This is a genomic window from Arthrobacter sp. 24S4-2, from assembly GCF_005280255.1.
GTDB lineage: Bacteria > Actinomycetota > Actinomycetes > Actinomycetales > Micrococcaceae > Arthrobacter.
Genome location: NZ_CP040018.1, coordinates 810,799 through 829,081, shown reverse-complemented (window position 1 = coordinate 829,081; position 18,283 = coordinate 810,799). Strand labels below are relative to the sequence as shown.

The window sequence follows — 18,283 nt, the reverse complement described above, 5'->3', positions numbered from 1 at the left end:
TGAGCCGGAACACATGCAACAACCACAAACACCGTTGCCGGGCAGGGGCTGATGCCGCCCCTGGCCCGGCGGGGAACGTTTCGCTGGGGGACGTCTCGCAGAATGCACGCTCAATCCATCGCAAGTTCATTCAACCCTGTTTTGCTGTGCCGAAAACTACTTGACCAGGAGTAAAGTCCGGGCCCTTCTGTCCGTCGCCACGAAGCCGGACACATTCCACTTCGCCCCTTACCCGGGGCACCCTAATGAGAGTTAGAGCGGATGAAACGCACACCTTGGAAAATTGCGCTGGGCACGGTGTTGTCAGCGGGGCTCATTGCCGCCCCGCTGACGGCCGTCCCGGCGTTCGCAGTGGAGGTCTCACCTGCCGCTGCCGGCACCTCGCCCGTCGTAATCACCGAGGCCTACCTCAGCGGCGGCAGCGCCGGAGCGGCCTACAGGAACAAGTTCGTAGAGCTGTACAACACTTCTGATGTCCCCGTCGCCCTGGACGGCTGGTCCCTGCAGTACCGGTCCGCCACAGGCACTTCAGCCCCACCGGAGTGGCTCCGCTGAGTGGCAGCATCCCGGCCAAGGGGCACTACCTGGTCCAGGGCGGCACCAACAGCTCCGCGTCCACTGCGGCCGAACTCCCCGCGGCCACAGGCCTGAACCCGTCCGGATCCGCGGGAACGCTGGTGCTGGCGAGGCAGGCCACGGCACTCAGCCCGCTGGCCACCGGTTCGGTGATCGAAGCCGGCAACGTGGCGGACCTGCTCGGCTACGGCACATCCAACACCTTCGAGGCCCAGGCCGCGGCCGCACCCGCCGGGAACACCGACGTCAAGAGCCTCAACCGCTCCACCTCCGCGGAAAGCAATAACAACGAGGCCGACTTCGCGCTCAGCGCCACCATCACGCCGACGGCGGCCGGCGGCACAGCGGACCCGGGTCCGGTCGACCCGGACCCCGTGGATCCGCCACCCGCCCCCACCGCCAGGACCATCGCCGAAATCCAGGGGTCCGGCGCCGCCAGTCCGTTTGCGGGCAGCACCGTCACCACCAGAGGCAGGGTGACGGCGGCGTTTCCCACGGGCGGCTTCGCGGGTTTCTACGTCCAGACCCCGGGAACCGGCGGCGATCTCACGCCGGCCAACCACACGGCGTCGGATGCTATTTTCGTCTATTCCCCCGCAACGGCGGGCGCTGTCCGGATTGGCGACTATGTCGAAATCACCGGCGCCGTCAGCGAGTTCTACGGGATGACCCAGCTGAACGTGGCGGATGCTGCGGGCCTGAAGAAGCTTGACGAGGCCGCTCCGGAAGTGAAGTCCACCGGCTTCACCCTTCCGGCGGACGAAGCCGTCCGCGAATCCCTCGAAGGCATGCTGCTGACACCGCAGGGACCGGTGACGGTCACCGACAACTACTCCCTGAACCAGTACGGCGAAATTGGACTGGCCGGCGGAACCACTCCGCTCGAGCAGCCCACAGCCGTCGCCACGTATGGCTCCGCCGAATACACGGCGACCGTGGCGGCCAACGCCGCCCGCGGCATCAAGCTCGACGACGGCGCCACGACCAATTTCCTGAAGGACGCTGCCACCAAGGCGCAGGAGCTGCCGTACCTGACCACCGCGGATCCCGTCCGCGTCGGTTCCCCGGTGACGTTCCAGACCGACGTGGTGCTTAGCTATGCCAACAACTCCTGGAAGTTCCAGCCGCTGACCCACCTGACGCCGGAAAACGCCGGCATCATCCAGCCGGCAACCTTCGGTGCCACCCGCGCCGAGGCACCCGCCGCCGTCGGAGGCACCCTGAAGATTGCCTCGTTCAACGTGCTGAACTACTTCCCCACTACCGGTGACATGCTGGCCGGCTGTACGTTCTACACCGACCGCGACGGCAACCCCATCACCGTCCGCGGGGGCTGCGACGCCCGCGGTGCCGCCAACGCCGAGAACCTCAGGCGCCAGCAGGACAAGATCGTGGCGGCCATCGGCAAGTCCGGCGCCGACGTCGTGTCCCTGATGGAGGTTGAGAATTCAGCTCAGTTCGGCAAGGACCGCGACGACGCCCTGGCCAAGCTGGTGGAGGCGCTGAACGTGCCCACACCGGGGATCTGGGACTACGTCCGCACGCCCGCCAACGCTCCCCCGCTGTCTGACGAGGACATGATCCGCACCGCGTTCATCTACAAGAAGGCTGCTGCGGAACCTGTGGGCGAATCCATCATCCACAACGACACCGTTGCTTTCGCCAGTGCCCGCAAGCCGCTGGCCCAGGTCTTCAAGCCGGTCGGCGCCTCCGATGACAAGAAGTTCATCGCGATCGCCAACCACTTCAAGTCCAAGGGCTCCGCAGCCACTCCTGAGGACACCGACCAGGGCCAGGGCGCCTCGAACCTTGCCCGCACCGCACAGGCCAAGTCGCTCCTCGCATTTTCGAACGACCTGCAGGCGTCCAAGGGCACCGACAAGGTCTTCCTGATGGGCGACTTCAACGCCTACGCCAAGGAAGACCCCATCAACGTCCTCACGGCCGCCGGCTACATCAACCAGGACGAGAAGGCCCGGAACGCGGACGGATCAGCCAAGCACTCCTACCTGTTCGGCGGCCTGACGGGTTCCCTTGACCACGTCCTCGCCTCGCCCGGCGCGGACTCGGTGGTCACCGGCGCCGACATCTGGAACATCAACTCCGTGGAGTCCGTGGCGCTGGAGTACAGCCGGTATAACAACAATGTGACCAACTACTATGCGCCGGACCAGTTCCGGGCCAGCGACCACGACCCCGTGGTGGTGGGCCTCGATCTGCCGGCCGCACCGGTCACACCGCCGAGCGTTGACCTGAACTTCCTGGGCGTCAACGACTTCCACGGCCGCATCGATTCCAACACGGTCCTGTTTGCCGCCACCATCGAAAAGCTCCGCGAGGCGGCAGCACCCGGCGCCACGGCGTTCCTGTCCGCAGGCGACAACATCGGAGCCTCGCTGTTCGCGTCCGCAGTTGCCAAGGACCAGCCCACCATCGACGTGCTGAACACCCTGGAGCTGCGCACATCCGCCGTGGGCAACCACGAGTTCGACGGCGGCTGGGCGGACCTGCGCGACCGCGTCATCGCCGGCGGGACGAACGCCAGGTTCCCCTACCTGGGCGCCAACGTCTACAAGAAGGGCACCACTGAGCCGGCCCTGCCTGAATACACGGTGCTGGAGTTGAACGGCGTCAAGGTGGCCGTGATCGGCACGGTTACCCAGGAAGTGCCGTCACTGGTCACGCCGGCTGGCATCACCGACCTTGAATTCGGCGATCCCGTGGAGGCGATCAACCGCGTTGCCGCGAAGATCACCGCCGAAAAGCTCGCCGACGTCATCATCGTGGAAGACCACGACGGCGCCGGGTCCGGCACCCCTGACGGCTCCACTTTGGAGCAGGAAGTCGCTGCCGGCGGCCCCTTCGCCAAGCTGGTCAACGAAACGTCTCCCGACGTGGACGCCATCTTCACCGGACACACCCACAAGCAGTACTCCTGGGATGCCCCGGTCCTGGATGCCAACGGCCAGCCGACGGGCAGGACCCGGCCCATCGTCCAGACCGGAAGCTACGGCGAGTTCATCGGCCAGATCCAGCTGACAGTCGACACCGGGACCATGGAGGTGACCGCCTACAAGGCAGGCAACGTCCAGCGGACCGTGCCCACCGCGTCGGAGACGGCGGCGGACCTGGTAGCCAGGTATCCGCGCGTGGCAGCAGTCAAAACAATTGTGGACAAGGCACTCGCGGACGCCGCTGTGGTGGGCAACCAGCCCGTAGGGAAGGTGACCGCTGATATCACCACGGCCTTCACGCCGGCCACGGCAAGCAGCCCGGCATCGCGTGACGACCGCGCGAGCGAATCCACCCTTGGCAACCTCGTGGCGGATTCCCTGGTGGACGCGCTCAAGGCGCCCGACCTCGGCGCCGCGGAAATCGGCGTCGTGAACCCCGGCGGCCTGCGCAACGAGCTGTACTTCGCGCCGGACGGGACCATCACGTACGCGGAGGCGAACGCGGTGCTTCCGTTCGTGAACAACCTTTGGACCACGTCTCTGACCGGGGTGCAGTTCAAGACGCTCCTGGAACAGCAGTGGCAGACCAACCCGGACGGCACGGTCCCCAGCCGCGCCTACCAGCAGCTGGGGCTGTCCAGGAACGTCAACTACGCCTACGACGCTGCCCGGGCGGCAGGTGACCGGGTCACGTCCATCCGGGTCAATGGCTCCCTCATCGATCCGGCCAGGTCCTACCGCATCGGCACGTTCGGCTTCCTGGCAACCGGCGGCGACAACTTCCGGATCTTCAAGGAAGGCGCCGGCACCAAGGATTCCGGCCTCGTGGACCGCGACGCCTGGATCAAGTACCTGCAGGGCCACAATCCGGTGTCGCCGGACTTTGCCCGCCGCACCGTGGCTGTTGTGAACACCACGGCGGCGGAGGTCACAGCCGGGGGCTCCATCACACTGGCGGTCTCCAAGCTGGACCTCACGTCCCTGGGCAGCCCGGTCAACACCTCGCTCACGGCCGCCTTCACGGATGCGGCCGGCACGGTGACGCAGCTCGGCACCGTCCCGGTGTCAGCGGGCGCGGCGGCAGTGGACGTGAAGGTTCCGGCCGGCGCAGCCTCGGGCGCGGGCACCCTCGCGCTCACCGCGGCCGAATCAGGGACCGTGGTCAAGGCCGCCGTCCAGGTTGCTTCCACCGGTCCGGTTCCGCCGGTCTGTACGGCACCTGTGCCGCCCACCAAGTGGTACGACTTCGCGGGCTGGATCAGGTACGGCCTGGACTGGCTCCAGTACCAGAAGTGCCTGAAAGGCTAATTCCGACGCCTGACTGCCAGTGAAGGTGCCCCGCCCCGGCTACGGATTCCCCTCGGAGTCCGTAGCACGGGGACGGGGCATTTTTCATTTCCCCGGGAATGAGAGAGCGTCCCCGGAAAGATTGCGGGAAGTGAGAGAGCGTCCGGGCAGATACGGCAGGAAGTGAGAGAGCGTCCCGGTCTTGGCTGGGGCGCCGGGGTCAGCGGCTGAGGATGTGGCGGGCGATCTCGTCGGCGTCGCGGAGCGTTCGCTGGCCGCTGCGGTACACCGGCCCGCCCTGTTGCCGCGCCTCGGCGGCGATGGCCGTGCCCCACTGGGCGGCGGACAGCTGAAGCCCCAGCACGTAGAGACCCTCGGCGACGGACCCGTTGGCGCCCACCGGCCGGTAGGGGTGCGGGCTGACATCCAGTCCCGACGTCTCCACGGGCGCGCCCTCCACTGTCATCATCAGGCGGGACCGCACCAGGCCGTCTGCCAGGAGCTGCTCCAGCACCGGCGACAGGTTGACGGCCACCCTGTTGGCCGGCGCGAGCGCCTCGATCATGGTGCGCGCGTGAACGGCGCCGTCCCTGACCCACGGGGACGCCGCAGTGAAAGTGCCGGCAGTGCGGTCGAGCGAGAATTTCGGGTCCGGCCCCACAAAACTCACCACGCCTGCTTTGGCGAGCGCGGCGAGCTGCTCCGCGCGGAGGGCCGGCGGGCCGCTGGCCAGCCCTTCGACGAAGGACTCAAACCAGCCCCGAAGGCCGGCGACCCAGGACTCGTCGGTGATGCCGCCGTCGGCCACTGCCGATTTCAGCACCGCCCTGCCGTGGTGCAGCGCCCCGATGGTCATCTTCACCGGATCGTCCTCCCCCAGCGCCGAGCGCCGGGCGTCATCGAGCAGATAGCCGACGACAGCGGCGTCCACGTCCACCCGGGACGCGAAGGACCGGCCGGCCAAGGGGGCGGCGAGGCCGGGAAGGTTCAGGCGCTGCGCCGGCGCCACGTGCTTGGCAATCAGGGCCTCGGCGTCGGCCTCCCAGCGGGACACGCTGTGGGCGTGCGGCCGCATCGTCTCCTGGAGCAGGGCCAGGAACTCCCCGGGTTCGCTGACCGCGTCCGGCCGGGTCCTGACCAGCGTCGAGTAGTAGGCCCACAGGGCGTCGCGTTGCAGGAGGGGCCAGAGGTCGTGGTCGAAGCCGGGCGTGATTCCGGCCGCCGCGAACCGCCCGACGGCGGCCTCGGTGCAGTACCGGAGCGTCACACCCGAGGGGTAGTAGCCCGCGAGGCTTGCCTTGGCCCGGTACGGCGTGCCGCGACGCGAGGCGGCAATAATCAGCGGCTCCTCGCCGGAGGGAATGTATTCCAGTTCGGTTGTGCCGGCGGATGCGGCCGATCCGGATGCCCCGCCGCCGGATCCCGCTGCGACGAACTTCCCGCCCCGGCCCTCTGTGAGCTGACCCATCACGTCGAAGAAATTCAGCCCCATGCCGCGGACCAGCACAGGCTGCCCGGCCGGAACGACGGACCAGTCGACGTCGGCCGGCGCCGCCGGCGGAAGGTAAAGGAGTCCCAGCTGCCCGGCGCCGGCTCGGAGCTCGCGCTGTTCGGCGTTGAGCCTGGACTCGAGGTGGCCCAGGGCCAGCACCACGGAACCGACGGTGAGCGGACCGCCGTCCTGGAGGTCGACGTCGAACGTTCCGTTGCCTGCCGGCCGGACGCCGGTGGCGGCGGTGCGGTGGAACTGGACAGTGACGCCCTCCGGAAGGTGGGCCAGGAGGTCGTCCAGGGTGGAGCACAGGTACCGGCCGTAGATGGCGCGGCTGGGGAAATCCTGCGATCCGAGGCCGGACAGTTCAGCCCGTTCCTCCTCGGTGATGGAGGCAAGGGGCTGGTCCTGCTGCGCGGCCCGCCACTGGTCAAAGGTGCTGCCTGCCACCGGTGCTGCCAGCTCGGGATCTTCGGGGATGACCGTGGGATAAAACGATTGCGTATTCATGAGGTAGAGCCGCGACTGGCCGGGCTGCCACACATGGCCTGCGCCGGCCGGGTAGGGATCCACCACGTCAATATGGAGGCCGGCGGGTCCCTCGGATCCGGCAGCGGTGGGATGCATGAGCCGCCAATTGGCCAGGAGCCGCTCCAGGACACTGGTACCGCGGGGTCCGGCTCCTATCAGTGCCGTCCGGATGCTTTGCGATATGCCCACGCCATCCAGAGTATCCGCATGTGACTTGCCAGCTGAGCGCCGATGTTGTTTCGTAGGGGCCATGACCACCACAGCAGCTGATCACCAGCCCGCGTCCGGCGCCCCTTCCCAGAGCGGAAAAGCGCCTGAACCGACCGACGAGAATATCTGGCTTGAGGAGATCTACGGCGAGGAACCGCTGGCCTGGGTCCGTGAACAGAACGCCCGCACCGAGGACCTGCTGGAGGACGCCGACTACGCCGCCCTGGAGAGCAGGGTCCTGGAGGTGCTGGACTCCACCGACAAGATCGCCATGGTGGGCAAGCACGGCGACTGGTATTACAACTTCTGGCGGGACGGCCAGAACCCGAAGGGACTGTGGCGCAGGACCACCTGGGAAGGCTACCGGGACGGTTCGCCGGACTGGGACGTGCTGCTGGACGTGGACGCGCTTTCCGCCGCCGAAGGCGAGGAGTGGGTCTTCCACGGCGCCAACTTCCTCCGCCCCTCTGCCGGCGAACCCCACCGGCTGGCCTTGGTGGCCCTCTCCCCCGACGGCGGCGACGCCAACCGCTACCGGGAGTTCGACGTCGAGTCCCGGACCTTTGTGGACCCGGCGTCAGGCGGGTTCGACCTCCCGACGGCCAAAGGCAACGCTTCCTGGCTGGACCGGGACACGCTGCTGGTGGCCAGCACCGCCGAAGACATGCCCAGGACGTCCTCCTCCTATGCGCGCACCGCCGTCAAGCTCCCCCGCGGCGGCTCGCTTTCCGAGGCGGAACGGGTCTTTGAAATCCCCGAGGACCACATGATGGCGCTGGTTGCCCACGACTCCACACCGGGGTACGAGCGAACCTTCGCGATGGACTGGATCAGCTTCTTCAACAAGAACACGTCCGTGCTGCGGGACGGGTCCTGGGTTGTCATCGACACTCCGACCGACGTGAACCTGAGCGTGCACCGTGAGTGGCTGCTGTTCCGGCCGCAAGGCGACTGGGACGTCAACGGAACCTCGTATGCCGCCGGCTCGCTGCTCGCCGCGAACTTCGAGGACTACCTGGCGGGCGGCCGCGAACTCCAGGTCCTGTTCACCCCGGATGCGCACACCTCGCTGCAGTCCTGGAGCTGGACCCGGAACTTCCTCCTGCTCAACCTCCTGCGGGATGTGTCCTCGGAGATCCGCGTCCTGGACCCGGAACAGGCCGGAACTGATTCGGCCTGGGCGTCCACGCTGCTCGATGCCTGCCCGCCGCTGCATGACGTCAACGCCTTCGCCGTTGACGACGAGGACGACGCCGGCGATTCCGATGACGACGGTACCGGCGGCACCGTGCCCGTGCCGGAGGGGGAAGCTCCCGGTGCTGGGGATGACTTCTGGCTCGTGGCCACCGGGTTCACCACGCCCAGCACCCTAACCCGGGGCACACTGCGCCGCAGCGGCGGCTCCGTGGTGAGCGAGCACGCGGTGATCCGCACGTCGCCGTCCTACTTTGACGATTCCGCCTACGAGGTCCAGCAGCACTTCGCAGTGTCCGAAGACGGCACCCGGGTCCCGTACTTCCAGGTGGCGTCAAAGGACCTGGTCCTGGACGGCCAGAATCCCACGCAGCTGTCCGGGTACGGCGGGTTCGAGGTTTCCCGGACGCCTGCCTACAGCGGAGCAATCGGCCGGGCCTGGCTGGAGCGGCGGACGGAGGCACCGGGCGGAGCCGAAGAGACAGGCGAAGGCGGTGCGGTCCATACCCGCGGCGGCGTCTACGTGGTGGCTAACATCCGAGGCGGCGGCGAGTACGGGCCGTCGTGGCACCGTGCCGCGCTTAAGGAGAAGCGCCACCGGGCGTTCGAGGACTTCGCGGCCGTGGCCCGGGACCTGATCTCGCGCGGCGTCACTTCCCGGGAACGCCTTGGCTGCGTGGGCGGGTCCAACGGCGGGCTGCTGGTGGGCAACATGCTGACACGGTACCCGGAGCTGTTCGGCGCCGTGTCCTGCGGGGTGCCGCTGCTGGACATGCGCCGGTACACCAAGCTGTCGGCCGGCTACTCCTGGATCGCCGAGTACGGGGACCCGGATGTGGCCGAGCAGTGGGAGTTCATCCGGACGTTCTCGCCGTACCACCTGCTCCGCGACGGTGTGGACTACCCGGAGACCTTCATCTGGACCGCCACCTCGGATGACCGGGTGGGCCCCGTGCAGGCCCGCAAGATGGCGGCGCGTATGCAGGCCATGGGCATCCCCAACGTCTGGTTCCACGAGGCGCTGGAGGGCGGGCATGCCGGTGCTTCCGACAACCGGCAGGCGGCCGCGCTGCAGAGCCGAAGCCAGCATTTCCTGTGGCGTTCGCTGGCGGGCCGCTCCGACAGCTGATATGTAGGTCGGGTTGTCAAGAGGCATGGTTGAGCGGCTCCTGGCTTTTGGGTCCGGGGGCCGCTCAACGTGTGCCGGCCGGTCGTGGTGACCTGTGTTGGCGAGTCTTTTCTCGACTGCAGTGTCAGGCTGACATTCGCGGGTTGGTTACCGCATGACGATTTGTTCGGCTGGAGCGGTATCGGTGTCTAGCATCGAGCGTCGACGGTGGCCAGTCTGCTCATAGCTGCGTCTCGAGTTGGCTCCGCTGCTGCCATCGCACTTCCACCACGTCCCGGGGGCACGTTCGGGTCAGGCCGCGTTCATGCGTTCTCCTTGCTGGAGCGGGGCGGCCAGTGACCAGCACCAGCCGGCGAGCTCACGGGCGATCGCGGTGTTGGCCTTGACTGACATTTTGTGGCGCTCGTCGAAGTGTTCCCACTTGTGGTGGAGCCTGTGGTTTCCTTCCAGGGCGCGGATGCGGGTTGCCGGGGCGACGAGATCGAGCTGGTGCAGCAGCCGTTCCCCGGGCCGGGCGTACGGGCGCCGGTGCTGCCAGGCGGCTTCGATCAGGAGTTTGCGGGCGTACGTGTTTCCGGCCTTGGTGATCGGGCCCTGGTGCCGGGATAAGCCGGAGGAGTCCTCACTGGGCACCAGCCCGAGATAGGAGCCGATGGACGAACCGGTGAAGCGGGTCCAGTCCCCGATCTCCACGGCCAGCCCGAACCCGGTCGTCATCCGAATCCCCCGCAGACACATCAGCGCGTCAATCACCGGGGAGTAGCGGCACTCCGCGGCAGTGACGGCGACCTGCCTATCGATCCGTTTAAGCTGGCCGGCGAGCAGCTCGGCCTGCTCGATGTCCGCCTCGCAGGTGAACTGCAGCGCCGGCTCATCAAAGCGCTGGCGGTGCAGCCACAGGCCGTGTTCCTTCGTCCATCTGGTGTCTTTGGGGTAGCGGATGCCGTGGCGCAGCAAGATGGCATTCACGTGCTGGCGGGCGTGCGCTAGGTCCTTGGCCGTGCCGGCGCGCAGCCGGGACAGGTCCCGCAGCGCTTCTTCCTCAAGGTCCGGGATACGCACCTCGGTGACCGAGCCCACAGCCAGCATCTCCGCCAACACCCGGGCGTCCCGCCGATCAGTTTTAATGCGGTCCCCGGGTGCCCGCAGCAGTTTCGAGGACGCCGCGACGACGCAGTCGATGCCCGCGGCCCGCAGGTAACGGGCCAGGACGAACCCGGTCGGGCCGGACTCGTAGACGACCTTGACCGGCGGCTCGAACCGGCGGACCCACTCCAGCACCACGGCAGGGTCGGAAGCCATCGTGTGGCCGCTGATTTCACCGGTGGCCGGGTTCAGCGCATGGCCAACTACGTTGACCGCGTGAACATCCAGACCAATGAAAGTATGCTCAAACATAGCCGGGACCTCCCAAACATCACATGTGGCACTACCATTGCACCCCCGAGGGAGTAGTTAGTGGCAACCCACGGACCCTGTGAAACAGAAGGCCCCGGCCTCTTGCCGTTACCTGCCCCGTCCGGGATAAAGGACATCACCGCCGGGGGTATCAGGCCCCGGCAGCGCCGCCCACCACACGGACGGCACGGGTTACACCCAAGCCGGCGCTGCCGGGACCGGCCCGGCGATAATGGCCGACCCGGACGGGCAGGAACTGCACCACACTTCATATTGTCTAGCCTCACGGCGGCCCCGTTCGCCGTGAGCATGGCGCCGTTTTGCACTGAATGCCCCGTTCTGCGTATCCTTGGTGGGCTAGGAATAGCAATTGGAGACGTGCCAGAGCGGCCGAATGGGCTTCACTGCTAATGAAGTGTGGGGCACAACTCCACCGGGGGTTCAAATCCCCCCGTCTCCGCGTTTGGCCCCGGTCCCTGGACCGGGGCCTTTTGCGTTCCCAAGGGCTGTCTGTGTTTCCCGGAGCCTTCTGCGTTTGCGTCCCGCGTCGACAGTGCACAGGGTGGCAGGATGGCCAGATGGCGAGCAGCAGCAATCATGACGTGGTTATTGTCGGCGGCGGACACAACGGCCTGGCGGCGGCGGCCTACCTGGCCAGGGCCGGCAGGGACGTGCTGCTGCTGGAGAAACTGGACCACGCCGGCGGTGCGGCCGTATCCGCACGGGCGTTCGACGGCGTCGACGCCCGGCTTTCGCTGTACTCCTACCTGGTGAGCCTGCTGCCGCAGGAAATCATCGACGACCTTGGTCTGCGGATCCGGCTGGCCCGCCGCCGCTACTCCTCGTATACACCGGACCCGGCCAGTCCCGGCCGGGGTCTGCTGATCGACAACGGTGACGCGGAGGCAACTGCGGCGTCGTTTGCTTCGGTGGGGGCGCCCGCCACCGAGGCAGAGGCCTTTGGACACTTCTACGCGGAGTGCAGGAAGCTCACAGGCGCGCTGTGGCCCACCATGACGTCCCCGTTGCTCTCCCGGTCCGAGGCCAAGCGGCTCGCCACAGCGGCCGGAGCCGGGGATGCGTGGGAATCGCTGATCGAGCGGCCCATCGGCGAAGCCATCAGCAGCGGCTTGCACAGCGACCTGGTGCGCGGCGTGGTCCTGACCGATGCGCTGATCGGGACCTTTGCCAGGGCGGACAGCGCCGACCTCCAGCAGAACATCTGCTTCCTGTACCACCTCCTGGGCGGCGGCACCGGTGACTGGGATGTTCCCATCGCCGGGATGGGGGCGGTCTCGGGCGAGCTCGAGCGCGCCGCCCGGGAAGCAGGCGCCACCATCGTGACGTCTGCCGAGGTCACGGCCGTCCGGTCCGGCGGCTCGGTGCACTACCGCCATGGCGGCGGGGAACATTCGGTCTCCGCGGGTTGGGTGCTGTCCAACGTGGCGCCCGCGGTCCTGGACAGGCTGCGTGGAAGCAGCGCCGGGGAGCCCGCCAACCCGAACCACCGGCGGGAAGGGTCCCAGGTCAAGGTGAACCTCCTGCTGAAGCGCCTGCCGCGGCTGCTGGACCGCAGCGTCAGCCCGGAGGCGGCCTTCGGCGGCACGTTCCACATCAACGAATCCTGGACCCAGCTGGACGACGCCTATCTGGCAGCAGAGCAGGGCACAGTCCCGGATCCGCTGCCGTGCGAAATCTACTGCCATTCGTTGACCGATCCCACCATCCTCTCGCCGGCGCTGCAGGCTTCCGGCGCGCAGACCCTGACTGTGTTCGGACTGCACGTGCCGGACCGGCTGGTCACCGAAGAGAACAACGAGGACATGCGGGCGGCGCTGCAGGGCGCCGTCCTGAAATCCCTCAACTCGGTACTCGAGGAGCCTATCGAGGAGCTGCTGCTGACAGGCGCCGACGGTGCCCCGTGCATCGAAACCAAGACCACCCTGGACATCCAGCACGCAGTGGGCATGCCCCGCGGCAACATCTTCCACGGCGGCCTCGACTGGCCGTTCGCCGAGGACGACGCACAGCTGGATACGCCCGCCCGCCGGTGGGGTGTGGCAACCGACGATCCGCGGATCCTGCTGTGCGGTTCGGGCGCACGCCGCGGCGGGGCTGTGAGCGCCATCGGGGCCACAATGCGGCCATGGCGGTGCTGGAATCCTAGAACCAGGCGGCTGCACGCCCCGGGGGCCCGGGAGGCTGCAGGCCTAGGAGCTTGCTGCCCTCGGTGACGGGGAACGCCCGCGGCTGACGTCGGCACCCGCCTGCCGGTGCAGCGTCAGGCTGTCCGCGGTGCTGAGGAGCATCAGCACCGTGATGGCCAGGAACGCGCTCCGGTACGGCGCAACGGCGTCGGCTCCGAAGGCTCCCGGCGCGGCAAAGAGCCGGAGGAACAGGGCGCCGACGGCAATGCCCGCGCCCGCCGCCAGCTGGACCAGGGTAGCCGAAATTGCGTTGGCCGACGGCAGCTGGCCGGGCACGATGTCGGCGTACTGGATTGAGGCATAGGCGGAGAAGCCGATGGAGCGGAATGCCCCGCTGCAGACCAGCAGGGCAAAGATCAGCGGCTCCGGGGTCCCGGCGTCGAGCAGGGCGCACAGGGCAAAGGTGAGCGCGGAGGCGAGCGATGCGAAGACAAGGACGGGCTTAAAACCGAACCTGCGGATAAGCGGTGTGGTGGCGGGTTTGATGCCGATGTTACCGACGAATACCGCGGCCACCATGATGCCGGCATGCAGCGGGTCCCAGCCAAAACCGTCCTGGAACATCAGCGGCAGCAGGAACGGAACGGCGCTGATGGTCAGGCGGTAGATGAACCCGCCGGTGGATGTTGCCCGGAACGTCCGCGTGGCGAAAACATTCAGCTGGAAAAGCGGATTGCTGGTGCGCCTGAGCCACAGAACCGCCCCGGCAATCGAGGCGATGCCTGCAGCCATGGAGATCGCCCCGCCCGGCCCCGAGGGGTGTGCGGTGGCCAGTTCGAGCCCCACGACGAGGGCGCCCACGCCGGCCGTTGTCAGCAGCAGCCCGAACCAGTCAAGACGCCGGGCCTGGTCGCCCGCGCCCTTGGGAACCAGGCGAAGGGCGGCAATGAACGCGGCCAGGCCCAAGGGAATGTTGATCAGGAAGATCCAGTGCCACGACAGGAACGTGGTGAGCGCTCCGCCCACGAGCGGCGCCAGGACCGGGGCCAGGAGGCCCGGCCAGACAAGATAGGCCGTGGCCCGCAGCAGGTCCTCTTTGGGAGTCCGGCGAAGTACCACGAGCGTCCCGACGGGGACCATCATGGCCCCGCCTGCGCCCTGCAGGACGCGGCTGGCGGTCAGCATGGTGAGGTCCTGGCTCAGGGCGCACAGCAGCGAGGCCGCAGTGAACACCGCGATGGCAGCGCAAAAGACCCCCCGGGCGCCCACCCGTTCGGCCAGCCACCCGCTTACCGGGATGCCCATGGCCACGGTCATGAGGTAGGCCGTCATGGTAATATTGACGTCCGCGGGGGCCACCGCGAAGTCTGCCGCGATGCTGGGGATGGCCGTTGTCAGCACAGTGCCGTCCAGGAACTCCATGAAGAAAGTCGCGGCCACCAGCAGGGCCAGCCTGGGCTGCCACTCCGGCCGGGCCGCGGCGGCGTCGCTCTGGGATTCGCTCATGGCTCCTGACCTGGACTCATTCGTCGATCCTATAGGCGTGCCTCGGCCGGTACCAGAATAAGTCCGCCCCTTACGCGGCCCCCGCCGGGAACCCGCTATCCGGCCTGTGCCAGAACGAGGGGAAGAACGGCGCCCGCGCCGGCCCGGCGCAAGGCGCGGCCGGCAACGGTGACCGTCCAGCGGCTGTCCGTGAGGTCGTCGATCAGCATGACGCTCTGGCCCTGGATACCGGCCAACGCTGCTTCCAGTTCCGGTCCCACCGCGAGCCGCTCCCAGACCCCGGCAAGCCGGTAGGCGCTGTTGCCCCCGCGCCCGCCGGTGGGCCCGCCGTGCTCCAGCTGCAGCTGGCCAAGATACGGTATGCGGCCAATCCCGGAAATGCCCCGCGCCAGCGAGTCCACCAGGGCAGGCTTGCTGCGTGACGGGATGCTGACGATGGCTGCGGGACGGCCGGCCCCGCTCCACCCGGGGTTTCGCCCGTTTCCGGCGCCCCACTCGCGGAGGACCTGGACGCAGGCCTGGAGCATGGCCGGGTCAACTTCCCGGTCCGCTGCGCTGGAAGCGAAGACTTCGCGCAGCGCACCGCCCCAGCCAAGGTCCGTCAGCCGGGCCAGCACCCGCCCCTCGGCCAGGCTTTCGTCCGGCTTGATCTTGCCCTTCACCGTCACGCCAAGCCGGTCCATTCCGCTGGGCCACTGCAGTCGCGGCTCCAGGGCAACGCCGGCCCGGCTCAGCGTCTGTCCTGCGGCCTCCGTCGCCGCCGACGCGATGTCCGCCGGGAACCAGCGCCCGGCGCAGTTGTCACAGCGGCCGCAGGCATGCGCTGTCTCGTCGTCCAGGACGGAGGTGATGTACTCCATCCGGCAGCCCGCGGTGTCCTGGTAGATCACCATGGAATCCTGCTCATCCACGCGGGCTTCGGCGATGCGGGTGTAGCGTTCGGCGTCGTAGGTCCAGGGCTGGCCCGTCGAGCGCCAGCCGCCGCCAACGCGTTCCACTGCGCCGTCCACGGACAGGACCTTCAGCAACAGCTCCAAGGGCGTACGCCGCAGGTCAACGCGGGCTTCCAGGGCGACGGTGGACACAGCGGTGCCGGCCTCTGCCAGCGCGGTAAGGACCGCAGCCGCCTTGTCTTCCGAGGGCATGGACGCGGTAGCAAAGTACTGCCAGATGTCGCGGTCTTCGGAGCCCGGCAGCAGCAGGACATCGGCGTTGGCCGCGCCACGCCCGGCACGGCCGACCTGCTGGTAGTAGGCCACTGGCGATGACGGTGCGCCCAGGTGCACCACGAACCCCAGGTCAGGCTTGTCGAAGCCCATGCCCAGGGCCGAGGTGGCCACCAGTGCCTTGACCTGGTTGTCCTTCAGGAGCTGCTCCGCGCGTTCGCGGTCCGCGGGATCAGTGCGGCCCGTGTAGGCGAGCACCTCGTGGCCGGCTTCGGCGAGCAGCCGCGCGGTGTCCTCGGCAGCGGAGACGGTGAGGGTGTAGATGATGCCGCTGCCCGGCAGGTCTGACAGGTGGGTCAGCAGCCAGCCGAGCCGGTCCCGGGAGTTCGCCAGGTTCAGGACGCCGAGCCGGAGCGACTCACGGCCCAGGGCGCCACGGATGGTCAGCACACCCTCGCCCAGCTGTTCCTCGATGTCGTGGACCACGCGGGAGTTGGCTGTCGCGGTGGTGGCCAGCACGGGCACGGTGTCCGGCAGCTGGGTGATGAGGTCCGCGATGCGCCGGTAGTCCGGGCGGAAGTCATGGCCCCAGTCCGAGATGCAGTGTGCCTCGTCAATCACCAGGAGCCCGGTGCGGCGGGTCAGCTCCGGAAGCTGGTTCTCCCGGAAGGAAGGATTGGTGAGCCGCTCCGGGGAAACGAGGAGCACGTCCACTTCATCCGCAGCCAGCTGCTCGCGGACCGTATCCCATTCGAGCTGGTTGGCGGAGTTGATGGCAACGGCCCGCACGCCCGCGCGGGCCGCGGCTGCCACCTGATCCCGCATCAGCGCCAGCAACGGCGAAACAATGAGTGTAGGCCCCGCGCCGCGGCGCCTGAGCAGCAGCGAAGCCACAAAGTAGACGGCCGATTTTCCCCAGCCGGTCCGCTGGACCACCAGCGCACGGCGGCCGCCGTCGACCAGGGCTTCGATTGCCTCGAACTGGCCGTCATGGAAGCGGGCCTCGGGGTGTCCCACGAGCTCGCGCAGCACCTCCAGCGCTTGGTCCCTGGTTCCGGTTTCACCCGCGGCAGGGTTGGCGGAGGAGGGAAGGACTGCAGCATTCTGGTTATTGGCCATTGCTTCAGTATCCCAGCCCCCTCTGACACCCGGAAAGTTCAGGTTCGGGCCATGTGGACAGGCGGCCCCCTTTTGCCGCGCCGGTACGGCGCGGCCGCGTAACGCAACTGTTCCTCCACAGCCCCGTTGCGCTGCACCGTAAGATGGAATGCGTGACTAGCGACCAGACAAAGATTTTTGACCTTTCGGCATCGTTCAAGGCCTACGACGTCCGCGGCATTGTGGGCGACTCCATAACCGCCGAAATCGTCGAGGCCGTGGGTGCCGCATTCGTCGATGTCCTGAACCTCCAGGGCCAGACGGTCCTGGTGGGCGGCGACATGCGCCCGTCCTCCCCCGAATTCAGCAAGGCCTTCGCCAACGGGGCCGCCACCCGCGGAGCAAACGTCCAGCTGCTTGATCTGATCTCCACGGACGAGCTCTACTACGCCTGCGGTGCGCTCAACGCAGCCGGAGCCACGTTCACTGCCAGCCACAACCCGGCCGAGTACAACGGCATCAAGATGTCCAAGGCCGGCGCCCAGCCGATTTCTTCGGAATCCGGCCTGAAGGAAATCCAGGCCCGCGCGGAGGACTACCTTCACGCCGGATCCATCCCCGCTTCGGGAACCCGCGGCCTCATCGGCGTCCACGATGTCCTCAAGGACTACTCCGAGTACCTCCGCACCCTGGTGGACCTCACCGGATCCCGCCCGCTGAAGGTCGTCGTCGACGCCGGCAACGGCATGGCCGGCCTGACCACTCCCGCGGTACTGGGCGACGCACTGCTGCCCAAGCTGCCGTTCGAGATCATTCCGCTGTACTTCGAGCTGGACGGTTCCTTCCCGAACCACCCGGCCAACCCGCTCGAGCCGGAAAACCTGCTGGACCTGCAGGCCGCCGTCATCGAACACGGCGCCGACATCGGACTGGCGTTCGACGGCGACGCCGACCGCTGCTTCGTCATCGACGAAAAGGGCAACCCGGTCTCGCCGTCGGCCATCACCGGAATGGTTGCCCGCCGGGAGATCGCCCGCGCCAAGGCGCAGGGCGAACAAACGCCCACCATCATCCACAACCTGCTGACGTCCAAGGCCGTGCCGGAACTCGTGGCGCACGACGGCGGCCGCGCGGTCCGCACGCGCGTGGGGCACTCCTTCATCAAGGCCGTCATGGCAGAGGAAGGCGCCGTCTTCGGCGGCGAGCACTCCGCGCACTTCTACTTCCGCGACTTCTGGAATGCAGACACGGGCATGCTGGCCGCCATGCACGTCCTGGCTGCCCTCGGCGAGCAGGACCGCCCGCTGTCCGAGCTCGGCCACGAATACGAGCCGTATGTCTCCTCCGGCGAGATCAACTCCGAAATTGAAGACAAGACCGGCGCCGTGGAGCGTGTCAGGGCCGATTTCGCGGGCGAGGACGTCGAAATCGACCTGCTGGACGGCAGCACCTTCACCGCCCGGGACGGCAGTTGGTGGTTCAACCTGCGCCCGTCAAACACCGAGCCTTTCCTCCGCCTCAACAGCGAAGCCACGGACCGGGCCACCATGGAACGCATCCGCGACCGCGTCCTGGCCCTGGTGAACGGCTAGGCC

Annotated in this window: 6 protein-coding genes, 1 tRNA gene and 2 pseudogenes; 5 read left to right on the top strand and 4 right to left on the bottom strand. The window is 67.7% G+C overall.

Annotation, left to right across the window (positions count from 1 at the left end):
- Positions 1 to 261: 261 nt before the first annotated feature.
- Positions 262 to 4,838, top strand: a pseudogene (locus FCN77_RS03945) (ExeM/NucH family extracellular endonuclease).
- Positions 4,839 to 5,037: 199 nt separating this feature from the next.
- On the opposite strand, the gene FCN77_RS03940 reads toward FCN77_RS03945, so the two are convergent.
- The gene (locus FCN77_RS03940; RefSeq protein WP_137321210.1) at positions 5,038 to 7,029 is read right to left on the bottom strand and encodes an FAD/NAD(P)-binding domain-containing protein; all 1,992 of its coding nucleotides are present in this window, start codon (positions 7,027 to 7,029) and stop codon (positions 5,038 to 5,040) included.
- Between the two features lie 61 nt (positions 7,030 to 7,090).
- Here FCN77_RS03940 and FCN77_RS03935 point away from each other — a divergent pair, with 61 nt between their 5' ends.
- On the top strand, positions 7,091 to 9,373 hold the full coding sequence (locus FCN77_RS03935) for a prolyl oligopeptidase family protein (RefSeq protein ID WP_137321209.1): 2,283 nt from the start codon (positions 7,091 to 7,093) through the stop codon (positions 9,371 to 9,373).
- 291 nt (positions 9,374 to 9,664) lie between these two features.
- Here the strand turns inward: FCN77_RS03935 and FCN77_RS03930 are convergent, their stop codons facing one another.
- Positions 9,665 to 10,771 carry an IS110 family transposase gene (locus FCN77_RS03930; protein WP_137321208.1) on the bottom strand — a complete coding sequence of 369 codons (1,107 nt, stop codon included), beginning with the start codon at positions 10,769 to 10,771 and terminating at the stop codon, positions 9,665 to 9,667.
- 372 nt (positions 10,772 to 11,143) lie between these two features.
- Here FCN77_RS03930 and FCN77_RS03925 point away from each other — a divergent pair.
- Together FCN77_RS03925 and FCN77_RS03920 are read left to right on the top strand one after the other, a co-directional pair.
- A tRNA-Ser gene (locus FCN77_RS03925) sits at positions 11,144 to 11,231 on the top strand.
- A gap of 118 nt (positions 11,232 to 11,349) precedes the next feature.
- Positions 11,350 to 12,938, top strand: a pseudogene (locus tag FCN77_RS03920) (phytoene desaturase family protein).
- A 43-nt stretch (positions 12,939 to 12,981) separates the two neighbouring features.
- Here FCN77_RS03920 and FCN77_RS03915 read toward each other — a convergent pair.
- Positions 12,982 to 14,424 (bottom strand): MFS transporter, encoded by a 1,443-nt coding sequence (locus FCN77_RS03915; RefSeq protein ID WP_137321207.1) that lies wholly within the window; start codon positions 14,422 to 14,424, stop codon positions 12,982 to 12,984.
- A gap of 95 nt (positions 14,425 to 14,519) precedes the next feature.
- Positions 14,520 to 16,709: an ATP-dependent DNA helicase RecQ gene (locus tag FCN77_RS03910; protein WP_137321206.1), complete on the bottom strand. Its 2,190-nt coding sequence runs from the start codon at positions 16,707 to 16,709 to the stop codon at positions 14,520 to 14,522.
- A gap of 152 nt (positions 16,710 to 16,861) precedes the next feature.
- On the opposite strand from FCN77_RS03910, the gene FCN77_RS03905 reads away from it, so the two are divergent.
- Positions 16,862 to 18,280, top strand: coding sequence for a phosphomannomutase/phosphoglucomutase (locus FCN77_RS03905; RefSeq protein WP_137321205.1), 1,419 nt, complete (start codon positions 16,862 to 16,864; stop codon positions 18,278 to 18,280).
- Positions 18,281 to 18,283: the final 3 nt, after the last annotated feature.

Excerpts from the sequence above, each read along its gene's own strand:
- FCN77_RS03935 (WP_137321209.1), top strand. The coding sequence starts at position 7,091 with ATGACCACCACAGCAGCTGATCACCAGCCCGCGTCCGGCGCCCCTTCC.
- FCN77_RS03930 (WP_137321208.1), bottom strand. The coding sequence starts at position 10,771 with ATGTTTGAGCATACTTTCATTGGTCTGGATGTTCACGCGGTCAACGTA.
- FCN77_RS03915 (WP_137321207.1), bottom strand. The coding sequence starts at position 14,424 with ATGAGCGAATCCCAGAGCGACGCCGCCGCGGCCCGGCCGGAGTGGCAG.
- FCN77_RS03910 (WP_137321206.1), bottom strand. The coding sequence starts at position 16,709 with ATGGCCAATAACCAGAATGCTGCAGTCCTTCCCTCCTCCGCCAACCCT.